Origin of the sequence: Microcoleus sp. FACHB-68, from assembly GCF_014695715.1 — a bacterium.
In the GTDB taxonomy this organism is placed as follows: Bacteria; Cyanobacteriota; Cyanobacteriia; order Cyanobacteriales; family Oscillatoriaceae; genus FACHB-68.
This window is the reverse complement of record NZ_JACJOT010000008.1, coordinates 1445842-1467503: the sequence shown is the minus strand read 5'-3', so window position 1 is coordinate 1467503 and position 21662 is coordinate 1445842. Positions and strand designations below refer to the sequence as shown.

Annotated in this window: 14 protein-coding genes; 10 read left to right on the top strand and 4 right to left on the bottom strand. The window is 45.7% G+C overall.

Annotation, left to right across the window (positions count from 1 at the left end; all coding sequences use genetic code 11):
* Positions 1–51 precede the first annotated feature (51 nt).
* The 3 genes from H6F73_RS14750 (at position 52) to H6F73_RS14740 (ending at position 6746) form a co-directional block, all read left to right on the top strand.
* Positions 52–750, top strand: coding sequence for a hypothetical protein (locus tag H6F73_RS14750; protein WP_190759447.1), 699 nt, complete (start codon positions 52–54; stop codon positions 748–750).
* A gap of 134 nt (positions 751–884) precedes the next feature.
* Complete coding sequence (locus tag H6F73_RS14745) at positions 885–2930, top strand: alpha/beta hydrolase (RefSeq protein ID WP_190759446.1); 2046 nt, start codon at positions 885–887, stop codon at positions 2928–2930.
* A gap of 495 nt (positions 2931–3425) precedes the next feature.
* Complete coding sequence (locus H6F73_RS14740) at positions 3426–6746, top strand: efflux RND transporter permease subunit (RefSeq protein ID WP_190759445.1); 3321 nt, start codon at positions 3426–3428, stop codon at positions 6744–6746.
* A 120-nt stretch (positions 6747–6866) separates the two neighbouring features.
* On the opposite strand, the gene H6F73_RS14735 is transcribed toward H6F73_RS14740, so the two are convergent.
* Positions 6867–11120 carry a chemotaxis protein CheB gene (locus tag H6F73_RS14735; protein WP_190759444.1) on the bottom strand — a complete coding sequence of 1418 codons (4254 nt, stop codon included), beginning with the start codon at positions 11118–11120 and terminating at the stop codon, positions 6867–6869.
* Positions 11121–11541: 421 nt separating this feature from the next.
* Here H6F73_RS14735 and H6F73_RS14730 point away from each other — a divergent pair, with 421 nt between their 5' ends.
* The 5 genes from H6F73_RS14730 to H6F73_RS14710 all read left to right on the top strand — a co-directional run bounded on the left by H6F73_RS14730 (position 11542) and on the right by H6F73_RS14710 (position 16850).
* A complete protein-coding gene (locus H6F73_RS14730; RefSeq protein WP_190759443.1) occupies positions 11542–12339 on the top strand; it encodes a hypothetical protein in 798 nt (265 codons plus the stop codon).
* A 248-nt stretch (positions 12340–12587) separates the two neighbouring features.
* Complete coding sequence (locus H6F73_RS26605) at positions 12588–13928, top strand: serine/threonine-protein kinase (protein WP_190759442.1); 1341 nt, start codon at positions 12588–12590, stop codon at positions 13926–13928.
* 304 nt (positions 13929–14232) lie between these two features.
* Positions 14233–14385, top strand: coding sequence for a hypothetical protein (locus tag H6F73_RS26000; protein WP_199330529.1), 153 nt, complete (start codon positions 14233–14235; stop codon positions 14383–14385).
* 2 nt (positions 14386–14387) lie between these two features.
* Positions 14388–14543: a PIN domain-containing protein gene (locus H6F73_RS14715; protein WP_190759441.1), complete on the top strand. Its 156-nt coding sequence runs from the start codon at positions 14388–14390 to the stop codon at positions 14541–14543.
* Positions 14544–14633: 90 nt separating this feature from the next.
* A complete protein-coding gene (locus H6F73_RS14710; protein ID WP_242072447.1) occupies positions 14634–16850 on the top strand; it encodes a serine/threonine-protein kinase in 2217 nt (738 codons plus the stop codon).
* Between the two features lie 94 nt (positions 16851–16944).
* On the opposite strand, the gene H6F73_RS27030 is transcribed toward H6F73_RS14710, so the two are convergent.
* Positions 16945–17067 carry a hypothetical protein gene (locus H6F73_RS27030; protein WP_277882611.1) on the bottom strand — a complete coding sequence of 41 codons (123 nt, stop codon included), beginning with the start codon at positions 17065–17067 and terminating at the stop codon, positions 16945–16947.
* Positions 17068–17285: 218 nt separating this feature from the next.
* Between H6F73_RS27030 and H6F73_RS14705 the strand changes: the two genes are divergently transcribed.
* The gene (locus H6F73_RS14705; RefSeq protein ID WP_190759440.1) at positions 17286–17468 is read left to right on the top strand and encodes a hypothetical protein; all 183 of its coding nucleotides are present in this window, start codon (positions 17286–17288) and stop codon (positions 17466–17468) included.
* Between the two features lie 407 nt (positions 17469–17875).
* Complete coding sequence (locus H6F73_RS14695; protein WP_190759439.1) at positions 17876–19204, top strand: protein kinase; 1329 nt, start codon at positions 17876–17878, stop codon at positions 19202–19204.
* Between the two features lie 12 nt (positions 19205–19216).
* On the opposite strand, the gene H6F73_RS14690 is transcribed toward H6F73_RS14695, so the two are convergent.
* Positions 19217–20548 (bottom strand): TIGR03279 family radical SAM protein, encoded by a 1332-nt coding sequence (locus H6F73_RS14690; RefSeq protein ID WP_190759438.1) that lies wholly within the window; start codon positions 20546–20548, stop codon positions 19217–19219.
* 177 nt (positions 20549–20725) lie between these two features.
* Entirely contained in the window at positions 20726–21568 is an 843-nt protein-coding gene (locus H6F73_RS14685; RefSeq protein ID WP_242072495.1) for an undecaprenyl-diphosphate phosphatase, read from the bottom strand.
* Positions 21569–21662 lie beyond the last annotated feature (94 nt).

The window sequence follows — 21662 nt, the reverse complement described above, 5'->3', positions numbered from 1 at the left end:
TATCCGAAAAATTTGAGACAAATGCAATAATATTGCTCAAGAGCTGTATTTATGAAACCAACTTTCCTCCTCACCGTTGCCTTCGTGGTTCCCCTTGGGTTATCCATCTTGCCGCACACACCGGCTCATGCTCAAACGCAGCCCAATAGAGAGCAAGTTTTGCAAGCTTGCGCCGGCGATCAAATTCGCACTTTACCCATGCCATTTGTCGATGTAGCGCCGGATCACTGGGCTTATGATATTGTCTTAAAAATGTACTACTGCGGCCCCGTGCGTGGCCCTCTAGCAAGACAAGAATTGCAAAGATTGCAAACTCAGGGATCGCAACTCGGTGAAATCGCCGCACTTCCCGATGCGAAAACTCTATCATCCGCCCAAGAAACGGTTGAAATAAAGGGCCGGCAGTACCGTTTAGAAACTTATCTCTGGCGCGATGCGATGCCCAGCACGATGATTGATGGCAACCCAACAAATACTGTAGTTCGGGTGGTTGCAGACGATAAACAAGCATTTCCTGCTTCACTGAAACTAGATCGGTTGTGGCTGGTAAAAGATGATGGCCAAATGTGGACAACGACTTTAGACGGTGAAGCGAAAGAACCGGCAGGGAATCAGATAGAAAATAGTGCCACAAATGCCCCTAGTTGGGGGTTGGGAACTTTAGTGGATGTTGTTGTTAGATTGACTGATGGGGAAAATAATACTTATTTTCTCAAAGCTACTGAACAACCCATCTTGCATACCGATTGAATTTTCCGGGTAAAGGTGCCGGCACCTCTACCTGCAAACGCAATAAATGTGGCTTGATGGATAAGGGCATTGTGATTCGTTTGAGCGGATCGCGGTGCAGATTTGGCTGTGTGGAGAAACTGGACTAATCACTTATGGACATTCAACGTTATTACGAGGGCTTGCCCTTTACCTGGCAAACGAAATCTCCGGAAACCATTCGCAACGACTGCCGGTGGTTGGAATCGATTATTCTCAATGCGGCACCGTTTTCTGACTGGTGGGTAAAGGCGCGGATCATTCAGATGGCTTACCCTATGCCTCCGGGTGCAACACCGGCAGCGGATAGTTTACCAACCTATGCCGGTTTAAAATCTGAAGCAGAAATCGTAGATGCTTTGCGTTCGATCTGCGATTTAAAGCAGTATCCCAGTTTGGCAGCCGCTGTTGATGAAACTTATGTGATTAGAACACTCAACAGTTGGAAAACAAAAACATTTGCTCAAGCCATCGGGCGAAACTTTGAAGTTTATGCTGACCGGCTGCATGATAATGTTTTTTTAGTAACCAGTACCGCTACAATTTCGCTGCGCGTAAACCGGCTGCTGCCGCCTCTAGTGCGCTTTCGCCCTCTGTTTAATATTGAAGAACTGGCTCAAATTATGCAGGCGCGATCCTGTGAGCGTTTGACGTTGCGAACTCACGGCTATGCCAACGCCGCACATGGTTTCTACAAGTCTTTTATGTTTGAAGCAGATGCCCTCAATCGCCCTTCTAATGAGACTGCCGGCAGAGGAAGTTCGGAAGCGTCTGCGCCTAACTCTTTAGGAAATAAACACTTTTATATCGGCTACCATTGGCCAAGCGAGCAACCCTTTCTTAGCCCCGGTTTATGGACTGATTTTCGCTACAATTTGAGGATTGTCTTCAAATTTTTATTTGTCCTCGCTATTCTCGCCGGCACTGTAGGCACCCTGATCTATGCGTTACTGAAACTGTTGGCAATTCCCCTAATCAATGTCTTAGGTTTAGTGCCGGCAATCGCTCAGTTTGAGGCTTGGAGAAACTTTAGTACCACCTTTGAGGCAACTGTATCGTGTTATTGGATTGCCCCCTCTGTGTTTCTCCTGTGGGTGCTGTTTATGCAAGTTTTGCGCGTCATCGCCTACCAACGAGATCGTTACCGCGCGATTCACTACGGTGCACCCGACTTAGCAGAGTTCTTTTGGCGCTTAGATAAAGCCATGAGTAAGCAGAAGGCAGCAGCGCAACCACAACCTAACACGGATGAGTGCGAACCGGATCATCCCACCGTCTCCTCCCAAAAAGCTGAAAATTCCAACACTCCAAGTCGGCTGCTGATGGTGAATTTAATCGGCCACAGCATGGGAGGATTGCTCCTAGTGAATGTGCTGCGTATCCTGTCTGATCGTTTCGGTAAGGATGATCAAGGATCGCTGATGCCCGATTTAGTGCCGGTGCAAATCGAGCCAGGAAAAGAATTGCGACCCCGATTTAATCCGGTGTCTGATGCCGACCAAATTGGCGATAATTTGCAATTAGATAAGTTGATTTTGGCTTCTCCTGATATCCCTCTAGAGTTTTTGTGCGAGGGACGCAATAACTACGTGCGCTCAGCAATGCGCCGATGCCGGCAGATTTATCTGATGTCAAGTGATCGCGATATTGTGCTGCGCTATCTGTCAACATTGGGCAATTGGTTTAGTGAACCTAGCTTAGAAATGTCTGGCTTTCGACTGGGAAACGTTTATCTAGAAATGACACGAGTTTCTAAAGCAGAAATCCGTTACCGTCCGTTTATTCGCAATATGTTGCGTTCTCAGCCGGCAATCGAACCTACCTCTGCTTATGATCTGTTTCAAAAATTCAACTATATCGATTGCTCTGAAATGGTTAAAGTTAATGGCATCAATCTGCCGCTCAATTATGCGACCGGCTTGCTAATTGACCTCATTAATACCCTGCTTCACATTGTAGGTCATGTTGATACCCACGGCGGTTACTTCGTGACCAAGACGCCCTCCTTCAAGATTTTAAAGTTGCTGATGACGCTTGATGATTGCTCAGATGAAAATATCTGGGCAGGAATCAATCAAATCATTACCGACACGCCACTGCGCTTTTTACCAAGTCAGCCCTTTACTAGCCCTCAGCCGGCAGACTTAAACATTCAAAAATAATCCCAAATCTGTGTAGAGTTAGTCTTTTTTTTGAGAAAGTCAATTTAAGGTTAACTTAGGGGGTTTAACCGGCTCTGGCAAACGTAAATCCTTGGAGCCGGTTAAAAAACTGCTGATACCCAATTTAGTTAGGATTAGCGACGAATTAACCTTTGCCCAATCAGGGCTGCGCTTCTAAAAAAATAAATTTAATCCAAAGGCTTTATAAAAACTGCAATCCTTTAAAAACAGATAGTTTTGTTTTCAAGTTATTAAAAATATCTTTTATAATAGTGAAAAATCAGTTTTAGATACGCTTTTGATAACCCTGGCCTGAGCAGGGTTTGTTGCTCAGTCAATTTATTAATGGCACTGCCTGCCGGTGTTTCTCCCTAAGCAGGAAGGCAAATTCTGCCGAGAAAGATTACCCTGATCTTAAAGTCATTCAATCTCAGGTGCATCATCTTTAACAATTAATCCTTCAACCGGCACTCCACCACCTACAACCCATTACTTATGAAGCAGGAAGTTAAACCGGCAGGATTTAGCCTCAGCGCTACTGCCATCCGCCAGCATATCGGCACTCTGATGCTGACGCTGACAGTGATTATTGTGGGGATTTTCTTCATCACCCAGCTACAGGTGGATTTGCTGCCGGCCATCACCTATCCGCGCATTGGCGTGCGTTTGAGCGCTCCAGGCGTCTCGCCAGAAGTTGGCGTGCAGGAAATCACAAAGCCCCTGGAAGAAGCTTTAAGCGCCACGGAAGGCGTTGTGCAAGTGTTTTCCCAAACACGCGAAGGACAAGTGAGTGTGGACTTGTACTTTCAGCCGGGAGGCGATATTGACCAAGCGCTTAACGACGCCACGGCTGCGTTTAACCGCGCCAGGGGCACTCTGCCGGATATTGTTGAAGATCCGCGCTTGTTCAAAGTTGACCCGTCTCAGCTGCCGATTTACGAATTCGCCCTGCAATCTCCCTCGTTGGAAGATGTAGATCTGCGGGTGTTTGCCGACGAAGAACTGGGGCGAGAACTTAGTATTGTCGAGGGTGTGGCAAACGTAGACGTTGCCGGCGGCGTGCGGGAAGAAGTACAAGTCAATATTGACCTTAAACGGTTGCAGGCGCAAAACATTGCCCTCACAGATGTGCTAAATGCCATCGAATCGCGCAACGCAGATATTTCTGGAGGTCGTATTCAAGGAACACAAGCGGAAGCCTTAACCCGCACGGTCGGCAAATTTAAAGACGCCAGGGAACTGCGGGATCTCTCCTTTGAGGTAGGAGCAAGAAACACCGGCTCAGGGACTCCCCAACCTGCCGCCTCTTCCGCTCGCGTTTACCTGCGAGACTTTGCTGAAGTGATTGATGGTACGGAACAGCAACGGGTGTTTGTTTCCCTGAACGGTCAGCCGGCAGTGAAAGTCAGTATCCAGAAACAACCCGATGCCAACACTGTGAGTGTTGTCAATGGCTTGAAAAAACGCATCGAAGAGTTGCAAAAATCTGGTTTAATTCCCGAAGATATGACGATCATTTCGACGCTAGATGAATCGCGGTTCATTCGCAATTCCCTAGCTGATGTCACGAATTCAGGGATTTCTGGAGCTTTGCTGGCAGCAGTCGCGGTGCTGTTCTTCATGGGTTCTATCCGGCAAACGCTGGTTATTTCCCTGACGATTCCTTTGTGTACGCTCTCAGCGATCATTTTAATGAAGCTGTTTGGCCTGTCCCTCAATCTTTTCAGTATGGCCGGCCTTGCGTTAGGAATTGGACAGGCGATCGACACCAGTGTGGTGATTTTAGAGAACATTGCCGCCGGTGCCGGTGTTGCACCCGGTACGAGTAATAAGCGTCTGATAAACTCACAGCAAATCCTCGATCAGTCCATCGCCAGCGGTCAGGAAGTAGAATCTGCAATGATTGCTTCCACCGGCGCTAACTTAGTGTCTGTGTTGCCGTTCCTGCTCATCGGTGGTTTTTTCTCACTGCTTTTTAGCGAACTCATTCTCACAATTTGCTTTGCCGTCGCCGCTTCACTTTTAGTTGCGCTGACTGTGACACCCATGCTCATGTCTCGCCTGCTAACGATTAAGTGGTCGAGCCGCGTGAGTGAGTTTTGGCTGCTGCGACAGTTTAACCGGCGCTTTGAGGATGCCACACGCAGCTACACCTACACCCTTCGCTGGGTGCTGCGCTACCCATTGCTTATAATCGTCTGCGCCTTCGTTCTCATGGGTGGGAGTAGCCTGTGGATGGCCGGCCAGATTCCTCAAGAAATCTTACCCCGCGTGGACACCGGCCAAGCCAACCTGTCCGCTCAGTTCCCTCCCGGAACGCCTCTGGCCACCAACTTAAAAATGATGGCGATTACTGATGAAATCCTCAGCAAACAGCCAGAAACTGACTATGTCTTTACAACGTCGGGAGGGTCTCTGTTTGGCAGCAATACCACCGCGAACTCCCTGCGTGCTTCTAGCACAATCACACTCAAACAGGGGACGGATGTAGAAGCTTTCGTTCAGCGCATGACTCAGGAGTTTGAAAAGCTAAATCTCGCAGGAATTCGGCTGCGGCTATCTCCAGGTCAGGTGCGCGGGATTATTTTAACCAACTCGCCGGTGCGGGGGGCCGATGTTGACATTATCCTTCAGGGAAATGACGAACAAAAGCTGCAACAGGCTGGCCGGCAGGTTGTAGCGGCACTAGACGAGGGAGCGAAACTCGTGCGTTTCCGGCCTGATGCCGACCCCCGGCAGCCAGAAGTGCAAATTCGCCCAGATTGGCTGCGTGTTCAAGAGCTTGGCTTGACGACGCAAGACATTGGCGACACCATTCAGACTGCAATCGAAGGTTCTGTAGCTACTCAATTGCAGCGAGGCGAGCGTTTGGTGGATGTGCGAGTACAACTGGATGAAGAATCGGTGCAGAGATCGTCACAGCTTGCACAGTTACCCCTATTTGTTGATAGCAACCGCCAAATTCGTTTAGGAGATGTTGCCAAAATTGAAGAAGGACAAGCGCCTGGTGAAGTGCAGCGAATTAACCAGCGCCAGGTGTTTTTAATTGCCGGCTCTCTAAGTGAGGGAGCCAGTCTCAGCGAGGCTTTTGCGGAAGTTGATAAAGTGCTGGCGACGGTGGAGTTACCTGAAGGGGTTACTGTTTTACCCAGTTCTACTAAACAGACAAACCAACAGCTTCAAGACTCTTTGAAATTGTTAGGCGGCTTATCCGCTTTCTTGGTTTTTGTTGTGATGGCAGTGCAATACAATTCCATCATCGACCCGCTTGTGATTATCTTGACGGTTCCGTTAGCGCTGGCTGGAGGAATTTTAGGGCTTTACGTCACTAAAACTGCGATTGGTGCGACGGTGCTTGTCGGTGCGGTTTTGCTGGTGGGGATTGTGGTGAATATCGGGATTATTATGGTTGAATTTGCCAACCAAATCTGGGAAGAGGAAGGTGTTAGCCGTGAGGTAGCTATTTTGAAAGCAGCTCCCCAACGCCTACGCCCGATTCTAATGACCACAATCACCACCGTTTTGGGTTTGCTGCCGCTGGCATTAGGGATTGGAGAAGGCTCGGAGTTTCTGCAACCGCTGGGTGTTGTTGTGTTTTCCGGGATGTCTGTGGCGACGCTTTTGACGCTGTTTATTATTCCCTGTTTCTATACCCTGCTGCACGGTTTGCGATTGCCGAAACTTGGCAAGTTTCGGTTGCCGAGGTTTGGTAAGTTCCGGTTTGGTTCATCTTTTGGGATTAATAAGAAGTTGAATGCACGGAAAAAACTCTCCAAGTCTTTGGCCCGCAAAAAAGAAGAAGTAAAACAGAGATAATGAAGTGCCGGCAACCCGATTCAATCAAGCGCTAAAGATTTTGATAAGGAACTCTAAATGAAAGAGTTGTGACATCAAATCTCTAGCGCTTTTTCGCTCAAACGTCTTTAATTTTTGTTTTTAAATTCTTTGAGCAAGCTTGGCAACCACGAAAACCAACTCTGCAGGTTCCACCGGCTTAGAAATATGAATTTGAAAACCTGATTGCAAAACGCGGATGCGATCCTCAACGCCGGCATTGGCAGTCAGCGCCACAGCAGGAATGGCCCCCCCTTGGGATGCCTCTAACGCTCTCACTTGATCCATCAAAGCGTAGCCATCTTCCTCCGGCATCGAGATGTCGCTAACCAGTACAGCCGGCTGCCCATAAAGAGAGTTCCCCATCAACACGCTCATTGCCGCGCCTGCCGATCCCACCGCCGTTACTTCAGCCCCGCACAGTTGGAGTATTGCAGCGAGCAATTCCTGGGTATCAACCTCGTCATCAACGACAAGTATATGTAAGCCCTCTAAGTTGGGGGCGTCATCCAGCATCGCTTCTGTGTCGTTCGTTAATTTGAGTTGTGGGCTATAGTTCGCAAAAGTCCTATCTAGCTCACAGACGTTTTGCACCGGCAGCCGAACGATAAAGGTTGATCCCAAGCCCTCGCCGGCACTTTCTGCGTGAACAGTTCCACCGTGGAGTTCGACCAAATGCCGCACCAACGCTAGCCCCAGTCCAAGTCCGCCGGAGGATTTAACGCTTGTATTGTCGGCTTGGCGGAAGCGCTCAAAGACGAAGGGCAAAAACTCAGGCGCAATTCCCATGCCGGTGTCACTCACGGCGATCTGAGCATAAAAACAATCTGCCGGCTCGTCTTTAATCTTCTCAAGTTTGACCTCAATTCGTCCCCCGTCACGGCTAAACTTGATGGCATTTGACAGCAGATTCCACATTATCTGCTGCAAGCGGTCAGGATCGCCGACCATCTTGAGGGTTGGAAAATTGATCACCGATTCAAGCTGAATATTCTTGGCTTCAGCCGACAGACGCACAATACTAATCGCTCTTTCAATCACAGAGGGGAGGCTCACCGGCACTACATTTAGGCGGAGTTTGCCGGTCGTGATGCGCGTGATGTCGAGCATATCCTCAATCAGCCGGTTTTGCGCCTGCACACTGCGCTCAATTACCTCCAGCCCACGACTGGTTTGGATCTCGTCCAAATTGCGGGTACGCAGCAGTTTTGACCAACCCAGGATAGCGCTGAGGGGGTTCCGCAACTCGTGGGAAAGCAGGGAGAGAAACTCATCCTTGGCGCGGTTAGCCGTCTCAGCCGACTCCCGGGCTGATTGCTCACACACAAATAGGCGATTGCGCTCATCCTCAAACTGCTTACGCTCGGTGATATCCTCAATCCCCAGGAGCATCATCTGCATCGGGTTGCCATCAAGAGGGATTCTACAGGCATTGAGCAGCATCGTTTTGTTGCCAATGTTTAAAAATTCATGAGTTACTTCAAAGTCGTGAATCAGCGTATCTTGTGAGAGAACCTGTTCTAACAGCTGGCGCAGTCTGGGAATGTTCCACTGACCGTTCCCAAGATCAAAGATAAGTTTTTGTTCTGTTTCTTCTGGCGTTACTTGGAAGGTTTCATAGAAAGACCGATTCACCGTTTTTACGCGTAATTGTGAGTCTAAAACAACGAGGGGCGCTCTGACGGTGGCCACGATGGCTTCGGCATAATCACGGGATTCTTGCAACTGTTGTGCACTGTGTTTGAGCGCGTCAATATCGACTAACACGAGCACTGCGCCATCAATCTTGTTATCTCGCGTTAGGTAGGGCAATATTCGCAGGTTATACCAATAGCCGGAGCGCTCTTGAATTTCAAGCTCAGCAATGGTGCCGGTGTCAATAACCTCCCTGATTAACTTCTCTAAATGGGGCACGTTTATATGGGTCTGAATATCCCCAATCGAGCGCCCAACATCTGTAGAAATGATATTTAGCACAGTTTTTGCTAAAGGCGTGAACAGCCGAATACACAAATCTTTTCCCAACATCAAGATGGGAATATTCACACTATTGAGCAGATTGCTCAGGTCATTGTTAACCTGACTAATTTCAACATTGCGATTTTTCAGTTCCTCGTTAATCGTGTTTAGTTCTTCATTCGTTGCCTGAATTTCTTCTTTGGCAGTTTGCAGTTCCTCATTTGTGCTTTGGAACTCCTCGTTGCTGGAGAGAATCTCTTCGTTGGCAATTATAAGTTCTTCGTTGCTGGCTTCTTTTTCGGCAATAATGGACTGCAAATACTCCTTTGTGGCAGTTAGCTCTTGCAGAAGTCGAACAATCTCACGATCTTGGGCAGTCTGGTCGGTTTTCTGGTTTCCCTTGAGAGCGTTTATCCAACTGAATTTGGTTACTTTAGACTCAGAACTTATTGGGGTAACATCCTCAAATAAGACTAAAAAGTAGACTTCTACAGAAGTGTCAGGTTTAAAGGGAATAACCTCAATATTGACTTCCCTGGATTGCTCCTGATTTTTGACCTGGATGCCTTCTTTCTTTATCGGGATGTTCTGCTCTTTTGCCTGATGGATTGCTGTTCGCACAGCTAGCAAAAAGACGGTTCGCAACATTTTTAAGAGGTTGAGGCTTGCGGTTCCGGGAGCAGGTTCTAGATAAAGACTAATGTCTCCCCGAAATTGCAAAATGTCCATCTCATCGTTAATCACGACGCCGGCTGGGGCGTATTTACTTAAGACGATTCGATCAGCCTCTTTTTGCAGGTCGAGGGTTTTGGGAATCTCCTCGTCGATTGGCTTATTCGTCGTTAGTTTCTCAACCGGATATGTGGTCGTAGCAAAGTTAAAGTTCTGTCGAGTTGGGGCAAATTTTCTGGAATAAATTTTTTGCTTTTTATCCACTAGGGCAAACAAGTCAGAAAATTCGCCGGTTGTTTCAGATGAGCCAAGCATCAAAAAACCTATGGGATTGAGCGCATAATGGAAAAGCGGGATAATTTTTTTTTGTAAAGCCGGCCCTAGATAAATCAGCATATTTCGGCAACTGATTAAATCTAGTTTGGAGAAAGGCGGATCTTGGCTAACGTTTTGTTTAGCAAAGATGCATTTATCTCGAATATATTTTTTGATTTGGTAACCGCTTTCATTTAGTTTGATAAAAAATTGCTGAAGACTTGCCGGCGAAACATCTTGAACCTGCTTGTCTGTGTAGATACCGGCGCGGGCTTTCTCAATGGCGCTATCACTAATATCGGTGGCAAAAATCTGGATGGGGATATTCGTTTCCTCAGCTTCCAAAAACTCTTGCAAGCAAATAGCAATCGAGTAAACTTCTTCACCTGTTGAACACCCTGGCACCCAGATCCGAATCGGTGTATCTAGGGGTTTATCTTTGATGATGCTGGGAAATACTTTGTTCTTTAAGACTTCAAAGGATTCAGGATCACGGAAAAAACAAGTGAAATTAATCAAGATGTCTTTGTACAAAGCCGTCACTTCGTCCGGTGTTTCCTGAAGATAGGCGACATAATCCTCAAGCGTTGGAAATTGGTATAAAGCCATGCGTCGCATGATGCGTCGCTTAATAGTGGGGTGCTTGTAACACGTAAAATCAACGCCGGCACTGGCTAAGAGTAAGCTAAAAATCTGCTGTAGGAGATTTGGATTTTCAAAAAGTAAGTCATTCGCCGATAAAGGTATGGGCTGCGTAACATAGGGATGCCGGCTGATATTCCCCAGCTTTAGCGCAATTTCTTTGGGAGGCAGAATAAAATCTACCCGACCACTGGCAACAGCATTGTTGGGCATACTATCATACTTAGCCGTGTCTTCACATTGGGCAAAAGTAATGCCACCCTCGCTTTTAATTGCCTCAACTCCTAGGGTGCCGTCTCCATCCATCCCAGACAGAACCACCCCAATTGCTTTGTTCTTGCGATCCATGCTCAGTGATTGCAAAAACGCATCCACCGGCATATATTTTCCTTCAATCTTCTCGCGGGGCATCAGTTTCAATTCACCCCGAACAATCGCCATTTTTGTATTAGGTGGAATGATGTAGACGCTGTTAGGTTCTACTATCATGCCTTCCTCTACTTCCTTCACCGGCATCTGGGTTGTTTTGGAAAGGATTTCAGTTAATAGGCTTTTATGCTGGGGGGCTAAGTGTTGAATCAGCACAAAAGCCATGCCGGTATCGGTAGGTAGGGCTTTCAGTAATGCAGTGAATGCTTCTAAACCGCCGGCAGAAGCGCCGATGCCGACGATTGGAAAAAGTTGGTTTTCGTTCTGTTGATTCTCATCGGCTGTGCCGGCAGCCGTCGCTTGGTTTTCAGATTGGCTAGAAGATTCTATCGGGTTCATAATTCTTACTTGAATACTTGATCCGACAAATGTGAAGCTTAATGAAGCAGATAATGGACACACGATGTCTTAGCCTTCTTAAAAAAACCAAATAGTTAGATTAGGAGTGACTTATTTTGTCCATTTCTAAGGTTGCTCTTTCCCCGTGGTAGTTATTATATAACCTTTCCCTATACTTTCTGTATCTTATCAAGCAGACTAAGCCGTATAGGTTGCGGATAGAAATTGTTAACTATAAGCCGGCAATTACGACTAAAGCGCTGCCGGCATTGAATGAGCAATAGGTTTTAGTAGAAAGTAATAATTTGTAAAGCAATTTGTTGATTTTAATTTTACTTATCTATGATTGATTCTGAGTGCCGACAAAACACGAAAGAAAGAAAAATATATGATTAAAAATATTGAGGAAGGTTCTTAATTTATGACGCACTATTCACCGGCAGTAATTTTGACTTGGGAAATGGCGGCGGCTGAGGCAACAATCGGCAACGCTACCCACATCGAACCGGCACATTTAGCGATGGCACTCTGCAAGCTGTGCGATACGGGTTTAGAAAATTTGCTTGCCGGCACATTGCTCAAACCACAGGAACAAGATGAAGTGAGAGCAGATGTAGAATTTCTCAAGCAAAAGTTTCAGCAAGCAGAGTTTAACTTAACACGCTTTCGCCAGCGCTTGCGAGCACAGATCACGAAGCCGGCACCCGACACGCCACTCCCGCAGCAAATGCACCGCAGCGCAGCATCAAAACAGGTGTTTCACCAGGCAGAAACACTCGCCGAGGCAGAGGGAGAGGATGTGAGATTAATTCATTTATTAGAAGCCTTATTAACGATGCCGGCACCCCCCTGGACGGGAATTTTATCAGATATGGGATTTGATAACCCATTAGGTCAAATTCTCGAAATTCAAATTACCCAAGTTGAATCCGCCCTAAAAATTGGGTTAGCTGCCTCCCAAATGCAGCAGTTAATTGATGAGATTTCCACCCAAGACTTAAACAGCCCAAAAACATTAGGTATCGTAGAAAACAACATTGCCGCGCATCCAGTTCTCAAAGATAAAGAAGCAGTCGAAGCAGTAATCAAACACAATCAAAAAGTCAAAAAAATGCTCAAAGTAGGTGGAATTGAACTATTAAAAGCGATCTTTCCCCCCGCCGGTATTGCAATTGCAATGGTTCAAGCATGGATGCAAGAATCATCCATCCAAGATTAAATCCTTTCCCCCAAACCTCCCCCAGCAAACACCCAACCCATGCCAAAATATCGATAACCCAGCAAAAATATCACAACGACATCTGCGTTTATTTGCGGACGCAGGTGGAACTTGAATGACGAGCAAAGCACATTCCAGTTTCACCTGCGGAATCTGCGGTTAAAATAAAACCTCTTCCCCACGCAGAAACATAACGCCATCATCTGTGTTAATCTGTGTGCATCTGTGGTTTAAAACCCTCCTCACTTATGAGCTACTGGACACCTGGCCAAAAACTGCAAAACGGCAAATATATTATTGCAGATATTATCGGAAGCGGCGGCTTCGGTATTACCTACCGCGCCAAAGAACAGCCTGCCGGGAGAATTCTTGCTCTCAAAACGCTTAATCATTTGACGCAACAAAAAGGTAACTTTGCTAAACTTCAGGAAGACTTTGTCAATGAAGCACTGTGTTTAGCTAAATGCAGCCATCCCCATATCGCCCAAGTATATCGAGTGTTTCAAGAGGATGAACTCTGGTGCATGGCGATGGAATACATCGACGGCATCAATTTACACGAGTATCAGGAAGATAAGGGAATTTTGCCGCAACATGAAGCCTTGCGAATTATTCGGCAAATGGGTGAAGCACTGACATTTGTTCATGAACGGGGATTTTTACATAGAGATGTTAAACCCGCGAATATTTTATTACGTCGGCAAAATTTAGATGCCGTATTAATTGATTTTGGTTTAGCGCGAGAATTTACAGAAGGGCAAATAAGAATCCATACAAATTCTAGAACAGAATGTTTCGCCCCCATTGAACAGTATGAACTGAAAGCGGAACGAGGTGCTTATACGGATGTCTATGCTTTAGCAGCAACGCTGTATTATGTGCGAACAGGAAAAAACCCCTTTCCTGCCGAATTCAGGAAAGAAGCAAATATTCCCTTAGTGTCTCCCAAGCAATATAACCCTGAAATAGAAGACTGGGAAAATGAAGCTATTCTCGAAGGCATGAAATTGGAGGCAAAAGATCGTCCGCAAACAATTAAAGCTTGGCTGGAATTGTTGAAAGAAGATACTGACGATCTACCTTTAGAAGAAAGCGTACAAGTATTGAAAGAAGATACTGAGGATCTTCTTTCAGAAAAAGGCATAGATTATCGGCAATTGCGGGATTACTTAAAAGCTGGAAGCTGGAAAGAAGCGGATGAAGAAACAAGGCGAGTGATGCTGAAAGCGGCTAACCAAAAAGGTTTCTTTAGTAGAGAAAGCATTGATAATTTTCCCTGCACAGATCTGCGTACCATCGACCAACTTTGGGTAAAATACAGCAACGGGCGCTTTGGTTTTTCTGTACAAAAGCGCTTGTGGCTCCAGGCCGGTGGTAATATCGACTATGAAACTGAATGTCGCCTGGGCGACTTGGTGGGATGGCGTGTGAATGGAGAATGGGAAGACTACGATAAGCTAACTTTCTCCCTCAAAACACCAGAGGGTCACCTCCCGGTGTGTTGGAGGGGGCTATTTGCTTATGGGAAGTGTGTGTGGTGTGCGTGGGGGTCTTGGAGCGCGTCCAGACTTGTAAAGTGTAACCCATAAAGCTTTTAGAAGATTCTAAAGATTTTTAACAGGGTCAAATCTCACGAAGCCTTACCTGTTCTAGCTTTTCGATACCGGGCACCGGCATCACTCCGGTTCAAACAGCAGACTGGCAAACCTGGAATCGTAACAATTCGCCAACACAAACTTTTTCGCCACTGCTAGATTGCTAAAATAGCATAAATATTTAAAGAGTAAAAACCCTAGAGGTAAGCCCATCCCAATGTTAGCTTTAACCGATGAGCAAGTTATTAAATTGGTTAGAGAATTACCCCCAAATAAGTAAGAAGAATTATTAAAAATATTGCTAACCCAGCCTTGGATATTTTGGGCAAACTTAACACAGGATGCACTGGAAAAAGCGCGTCAAGCTACGGCAAAACGGGGGAGAGATTGGGATGCTATGACAGAAGATGAACGAGAAGAATTCATTGACGAATTGTTGCATGAGGCATAACGGTGACACTGCGAGTTGTGTTCGACACAAATATCCTCATTTCTGCTGTTCTTTCCCCAACCGGCAAGCCATTTCAATGCACCGCACTGGCAAAAAGAGGCATCGTTCAATCTATTACTTGTGATGCCATTCTAGCTACCTTGCCGACTTTCACCTAATTGCCGGCTCACACATTAACCGCACATTGCAGATACATATAATCTATCTGTGTTAATCTGTGTACATCTGGTTTTTCATCCTCCTCACCTATGACACACTGGACAGCCGGCCAAGCCCTGCAAAACGGCAAATATATTATTGAAGATATCATCGAAATCGGTGGCTTTGGCATCACCTATCGTGCCAAAGAGCAGAGAGACGGTAAAATCCTTGCGATTAAAACTCTGAATCATCAAAGCCAAAATAGATCTAATTTTGCCAAACTGCAGGAAGACTTTGTTAAGGGAGCGTTTCGTTTGGCAAAGTGGAAACACCCCAATATCGTGCAAGTTTATGACGTTTTTCAAGAGGGTGGACTATGGTGTATGTTGATGGAATACATCGACGGCATCAATTTACACGACTATCAAGAAAACAGAGGGATTTTGTCGCAACATGAAGCCTTGGGAATTATTCGGCAAATAGGAGAAGCGCTGACATTTGTTCATGAACGGGGTTTTTTACATGGGGATATTAAACCGTGGAATATTCTCCTGCGTCCCCAAGGATTAGATGCCGTATTAAGTGGTTTTGATCTAGCGCGAGAATTTGCAGAAGGGCAAAAAAGAACCCATACAAATTCTTTAACACCATGTTTCGCACCGATTGAGCAGTACGAGCTTATAGCAAAACGGGGTGCTTATACGGATGTCTATGCTTTAGCGGCAACGCTGTATTATGTGCGAACAGGAAAGTTACCGTATCCTGCCAACTTCATGAAAGAAGCAAATCTTCTCTTAGTACCCCCCATGCAACATAATCCCCAGATAGCAGGCTGGGAAAATGAAGCCATTCTCAAAGGCATGAAATTGGAGGTAAAAGATCGTCCGCCAACCATTAAAGCATGGCTGGAATTGTTGAAAGAAGATACTGAGGATATCCGTTCAGAAAAAGGCGTAAATTATCGCCAATTGCGGGATTACTTAAAAGCAGAAAACTGGAAAGAAGTCGATAGGGAAACATTCTGGACAGCCGGTCAAAAACTGCAAGACGGCAAATATATTATTGAAGCTATTATCGGAAGCGGCGGCTTCGGCATTACCTATCGCATCAAAGAACAGCCTGCCGGGAGAATTCTTGCTCTCAAAACACTTAATCATTTAACACAACAAAAAGGTAACTTTGCTAAACTTCAGGAAGACTTTGTCAATGAAGCACTGTGTTTAGCTAAATGCAGCCATCCCCATATCGCCCAAGTATATCGAGTGTTTCAAGAGGATGGACTGTGGTGTATGTTGATGGAATACATCAACGGCATCAATTTACACGAGTATCAGGAAGATAACGGCATTTTGTTGCAACATGAAGCCTTGCGAATTATTCGGCAAATAGGAGAAGCGCTGACATTTGTTCATGAACGGGGTTTTTTACACCGGGATGTTAAACCGTTGAATATTCTCCTGCGCCGGCAAAATTTAGATGCCGTATTAATTGATTTTGGTTTAGCGCGAGAATTTACAGAAGGGCAAATAAAAACGCATACAAATTCTAGAACAGAAGGTTTCGCACCTATTGAACAGTACCAGATGAAAGCGGAACGGGGTGCTTATACGGATGTTTATGCCTTAGCGGCGACGCTGTATTATGTGCGAACGGGAGAACACCCGTGTTTCGCCAAATACAGGACAGAAAAAAATGATCCCTTAGTACCCCCCAAGCAGCATAACCCCCAGATAGCAGACTGGGAAAATGAAGCCATTCTCAAAGGCATGAAATTGGAGGCAAAAGATCGTCCGCAAACGATTAAAGCTTGGCTGGAATTGTTGAAAGAAGATACTGACGATCTCCGTTCAGAAAAAGGTGTAGATTATCGCCAATTGCGGGATTACTTAAAAGCGGGAAGCTGGAAAGAAGCGGATAAGGAAACAAGGCAAGTGATGCTGAAAGCAGCTAACCGAGACGAAGAAGGCTGGCTTGATAGAGAAAGCATTGATAATTTTCCCTGTACAGACCTGCGTACCATCGACCAACTTTGGGTAAAATACAGCAACGGGCGCTTTGGTTTTTCTGTCCAAAAGCGCTTTTGGCTCAAGGCCGGTGGTAAAATCGACATAGAAACTGAACGTCGCCTGGGCGACTTTGTGGGATGGCGTGTGGATGGAGAATGGAAAGACTACGATAAGCTAACTTTTTCCCTCAAAGCACCAGAGGGCCACCTCCCCGTGTCGAGCTTTTGTGGGGTTTGGTTGGGGTGGGAGGGGTTGGGTTGGATTGGTTGTGGTTTGTGGGGGTTGCTCTTCTCTCGCGTCCAGGCTTGTAAAGTGTAACCTATAAAGCTTTGAGAAGATTCTCAAGATTTTTAACAGGGTCTAATCTCACGAAGCCTTGCCTGTTCTAGCTTTCCGATACCTGGCACCGGCATCACTCCGGTTCAAACAGCAGACTAGCGAACTTGGGATCGTAACAATTCGCCAACACAAACTTTTTCGCCACCGCAACAATTTCTGGATTATTCGCCTCCCATTCCCCCCAAGGTAGCCGCATCTGTGCCGGGGAAGTTTTTTTCGTCTTGCCTTTAAGCTTCATCCTTGGACGAAATGAAACGGAGGGTTATAGAATTGCTATTGTAAGAGAAGAAAATTTTACTAAAGATAATTTCTGCCAATCAGTTAGATTACCGAGTTAAAACTCAGTGCAAGTAAAAATTTACCCATCGCACCTATTCTTCAAACCATTAAAATTACTTTCAAAAAATAGCCTATATGCCGAATCCCAGCGTTGAAGACATCAAAGCAATGGTATTTCAGCTTCCCCTAGGGGAACTCATCGTCCTCATGGCAGAAATAGAAGAAAAAGTTGAAAACTTTACAATGATGCAACTGGCAGATACAGGATTTGACGAGTGGAACGACCCTGAAGAAGATATTTATGAACTCGAAACCTAATATTGATGAAGTGTGGTTGGTAAGATTTCCGTTTAGCGCTCTGACTTCAACCAAAGTTAGACCCGCTCTTATAATTGCAGTTCATTGAGAAGAATGGATTATCTTAGGCATTTTCTCAAAAATCCCAGCAGGAGAATTGCTAGAAGCATGGGTTTTAATCACAGAAGCTCATCCTGATTTCTCACAAACAGGTCTTAAAAAAGCATCTTTAGTTAGGGCTGATAAAATTGCCACAGTCAATCAATCCGTTTTTCAGAGGCAGTTAGGAATTGTATCCTCAAATATTCTAGACAACGTTAAAGAAGCCGTGAAAAAGGCACTGGACATCTCTTAAAATAACCCACATTCAAACTATATTTCTTTAGTATTTTTTGCTCCTCTAATTCTATTGACTGAAATCAAATTTTATGCAAACAAAAATCATCCTCACCGGCATCGAAGGCAACCTCAAAGGACAACGATTTGAATTCGACTCTCGCACCACCTGTATTATCGGCAGATCCTCTGATTGCACCCCAAAAATTCCTGACGACGAATATCACCGCACCATTTCCCGCTATCACTGCTTTCTCGACATCAACCCACCCAATATCCGCGTGCGAGATTTTGGCAGTCTTAACGGCACATTTGTTAACGGCAAAAAAATCGGACAACGAGAACGCCATCAAACCCCCGAAGAAGCCGCAAAACAGACTTTTCCCGAATACGATTTACGCGATGGCGACGAAATTAAACTCAGCAACACTGCTTTTAAAGTTAGCGTAGAATTGCACAGCGAAATTGAAGCCAACCAGCCGATACCTGTAGCAATTTCTTCCCCAGAAGTCGGGCTAAAACTCTCTGAAAACTCCTCAAACTTAATCTCAATTCAAGGCTACACCACCCTCAAAAAGCTAGGTGAGGGAGGCATGGGAGAAGTGTATCTCGCGCAAAACAACAAAACCGGCGAACAAGTTGCCTTAAAAGTCACCCATTCCCAAATCGCCCCCACTCAGCGACTGATCAATTTATTTTTACGAGAAGTAGAAAATACCAGGGCATTAAACCATCCCAATGTTGTGAAATTATTGGAGGATGGCTATTCAAACGAGACGTTTTTCTTCACCCTCGAATATTGTAATGCCGGCAGCGTTTATGACTTAATGAACAAACGCCGGGGTAAATTACCCCTCGATGAAGCCATCCCGATCATTCTGCAAGTCTTAGATGGATTAGAATACGCCCACAACGCCGATATTCCCTATGTCAGATTAAAAAACGGCGCATTTGGATGGGGGAAAGGATTAGTTCACAGAGACTTAAAGCCGGCAAATATTTTCCTCAGCAATATCAATGGCAAACTCGTTGCCAAAGTCGGAGATTACGGATTAGCCAAAGCCTTCGATCTCGCAGGTTTAAGTGGGCTTTCTATGACAGATAAAAGCATGGGGGGGACAGTCCCTTTTATGTGCCGGCAGCAATTGCTAGACTTTAAATATGCCAAACCCGATGTTGATATTTGGGCAGCCGCCGCCGCTTTTTACAATATGATCACCGGCACTTACCCGCGAAATTTTACCGGCGAAAAAGAAGCTTATGTCGTAATTTTAACCGAACCAGCCGTCCCCATCCGCCGGCGCGATCCTTCTATTCCAAAACCTCTAGCAGAATTACTCGATTTTGCCCTAACAGACAATCCAGAAATTCCGTTTAAAACTGCTGCTGAATTTAAAAAAGCTCTGGAGAATTCACTCTAAATTTTGGTAAATTTAGCTGAGACAAGCTTGAATTAACTCCTCAACACCAGTCACCGGCACAATTTTTGTCCCCAACTTTTCTGCAACCTCATCAATCGGCATATCATCCAAAAATAAAGCCTCTCCATGCTTTAACATCACCGAAGGCAGCAAAATTCCATCGCCTAAATCTTTCCCCTGTAAATTTTTCAGCAAATCTTGACCCGTTAATAAGCCAGTAACCGTAATTTTCTGCCCCCAATACTCACTTGGCATGGCTGCCATTTGCACGTCTAAACCTTCAACTTGATTCAGTCTTTGCACAACCGGCTCAAAGGCTTTTTCAACGGCATTTCCCACAACCCAAGTCAAACGACGCGCCGGAGAAACAGAAGGCTGCAATAAACGCTTGACAACTTCTTCAAACTGTGTTAAAAACTGGCGAATTGAACCTACCCCATTGCCAATTTGGGGATAGTTTTCGTAATGAGATGCCGCAGGTAATTCTTCCCCAGCAATTAAAAACCACTCATCGGCTAACCAAACACAATTCGATTTCTTCTGCCGGCGAAATTGCGCTTGCAAAGCTTGCACCTGAGCGATAACTTCCTGCGCTTTTTCTGGCGTCACCGGCACCAATTCATCTTCTGCCGGTCGAAATCTCGTCAAACCCACCGGCACCACCGCCACAGACGCCACAGCCGGCACTTTTCCACTATGAAACTTTGCCAAATCTAGCACAGTCTGCTGCAAGTGTTCCCCATCATTAATTCCGGGACAAACAACCACTTGAGCGTGAATTTGCAGCCGGCGCTCTTTAAACCATTTCAATTGCTCTAATATCTTGCCGGCACGCAGATTTTTTAGCAAGCGAATTCGCACCTCTGGTTCCGTTGCGTGAACCGATACATAAAGCGGCGATAAGCGCATCATTTCAATTCTGTCCCATTCCCGCTCCGTAAGATTTGTTAGCGTTAAATACGAGCCATACAAAAAACTGAGCCGGTAATCATCATCCTTCAAATAAAGCGTTTCTCGCTTACCTGGAGGCTGCTGATCGATAAAGCAAAAAGGACAGCGATTATTACACTGAATTAACCCATCAAACAGAGCCGTTTCAAATTCCAGCCCTAACTCATCGTCGTACTCTTTTTCAATTTCTACCTGATGACTTTTACCCTTCGTATCTAAAACTTCCAGTTCTAAAACTTCATCCGCACATAAAAACTTATAATCAATCAAATCACGAGGACGCTGACCATTGATCGAAACCAAACGATCTCCCGCCTCAAATCCCACTTCAGCCGCGATAGAATCGGGAACGACGTTTGTAATTAAAGCCGGACGAATAGAAGTTTCACTCATAAATTTTGGGATGGCAATAACGAATCTAAAATTTAACCGCTAGATTTAAAGTTTAAATATTTTTTTACTGAAGGCAGACATAGCCAATTTGAAACGTTATTTTCTTTATTATGCCAGATGCTAATGGTTAATCGCTAATTACCAATCGTTGATTAACCATTAACCCTTAAAGATTTACTACTGTCCAACCGTCCAAGGCTGCCTAGCGGCAATCGATGCCAAAATTGCTAAGCCAAACAGCAGCCGGTACACGACGAATACCAAGGTACTTTGAGTTTGCAGGAAACGAATCAGCCAAGCAATCGAGATGTAAGAAAACACAGCCGATGAAATCACACCCACCAGTAGCGGCAGCGCACCCACACCGGCAAAGCCTCCTGTAACCACATCCTTAAGCTCTACAAGGCCGGCTAAAGTAATCGCTGGGATGCCTAGCAAGAAAGAAAATCGCGCGGCTGTTGCTCGTTCTAAGCCCATAAATAAGCCGGCAGTCAGGGTGGAACCTGAGCGAGAAACACCGGGAATTAACGCCATTGCTTGAGCCAAACCCATTAAAATGCCATCTTGCATTCCTAGCTGGCTAAAATCGCGCTTGCGCTTGCCAATGCTTTCAGCAACCCCCAAAAGCACTGCCATGACGATCGAAGCAATCGCGATCGCCCCCAGACTCCGCAGGGGAGAGTTGTCATAGTCTGGAACGAATACCTTGATTAGAATACCGCCAACAATGATGGGCAGGGTTCCCAACGCAATTCCCAAGGCAATGCGGAAGTCTTTGTCATCGTATTCACGCCGCACCAGTGCTCTGACTGCACCGTTTACCACCTGAGAGAGATCGCTCCAAAAATACCAAAGTACAGCGGCAATGCTGCCCAGCTGAATCACTGCTGTAAAGGCAGAACCGGGATCGCCCCAACCCAATAGCACCGGCACGACTTTTAAATGGGCAGTGCTGCTGATAGGCAAAAATTCTGTTAAACCTTGCACCAACCCTAAAATGAACGCCTGAAAGATATTCATATCAGAGACGCTTGTCACAGCGGGGGCTGCTACAGGGGGGGTTTGAGCTAAAAGTGTGGAAGCACCGGGTAACGGGGTTGTGAACGCTTTTAAA

What these genes read in the sequence shown, in the direction of transcription:
- H6F73_RS14750 (WP_190759447.1), top strand. Translation starts at nt 52, where the DNA reads ATGAAACCAACTTTCCTCCTCACCGTTGCCTTCGTGGTTCCCCTTGGG.
- H6F73_RS14685 (WP_242072495.1), bottom strand. Translation starts at nt 21,568, where the DNA reads ATGAATATCTTTCAGGCGTTCATTTTAGGGTTGGTGCAAGGTTTAACA.
- H6F73_RS14705 (WP_190759440.1), top strand. Translation starts at nt 17,286, where the DNA reads ATGCCGAATCCCAGCGTTGAAGACATCAAAGCAATGGTATTTCAGCTT.
- H6F73_RS27030 (WP_277882611.1), bottom strand. Translation starts at nt 17,067, where the DNA reads ATGCGGCTACCTTGGGGGGAATGGGAGGCGAATAATCCAGAAATTGTT.
- H6F73_RS14740 (WP_190759445.1), top strand. Translation starts at nt 3,426, where the DNA reads ATGAAGCAGGAAGTTAAACCGGCAGGATTTAGCCTCAGCGCTACTGCC.
- H6F73_RS14695 (WP_190759439.1), top strand. Translation starts at nt 17,876, where the DNA reads ATGCAAACAAAAATCATCCTCACCGGCATCGAAGGCAACCTCAAAGGA.
- H6F73_RS14745 (WP_190759446.1), top strand. Translation starts at nt 885, where the DNA reads ATGGACATTCAACGTTATTACGAGGGCTTGCCCTTTACCTGGCAAACG.
- H6F73_RS26605 (WP_190759442.1), top strand. Translation starts at nt 12,588, where the DNA reads ATGAGCTACTGGACACCTGGCCAAAAACTGCAAAACGGCAAATATATT.
- H6F73_RS14735 (WP_190759444.1), bottom strand. Translation starts at nt 11,120, where the DNA reads ATGAACCCGATAGAATCTTCTAGCCAATCTGAAAACCAAGCGACGGCT.
- H6F73_RS14690 (WP_190759438.1), bottom strand. Translation starts at nt 20,548, where the DNA reads ATGAGTGAAACTTCTATTCGTCCGGCTTTAATTACAAACGTCGTTCCC.
- H6F73_RS14730 (WP_190759443.1), top strand. Translation starts at nt 11,542, where the DNA reads ATGACGCACTATTCACCGGCAGTAATTTTGACTTGGGAAATGGCGGCG.
- H6F73_RS14710 (WP_242072447.1), top strand. Translation starts at nt 14,634, where the DNA reads ATGACACACTGGACAGCCGGCCAAGCCCTGCAAAACGGCAAATATATT.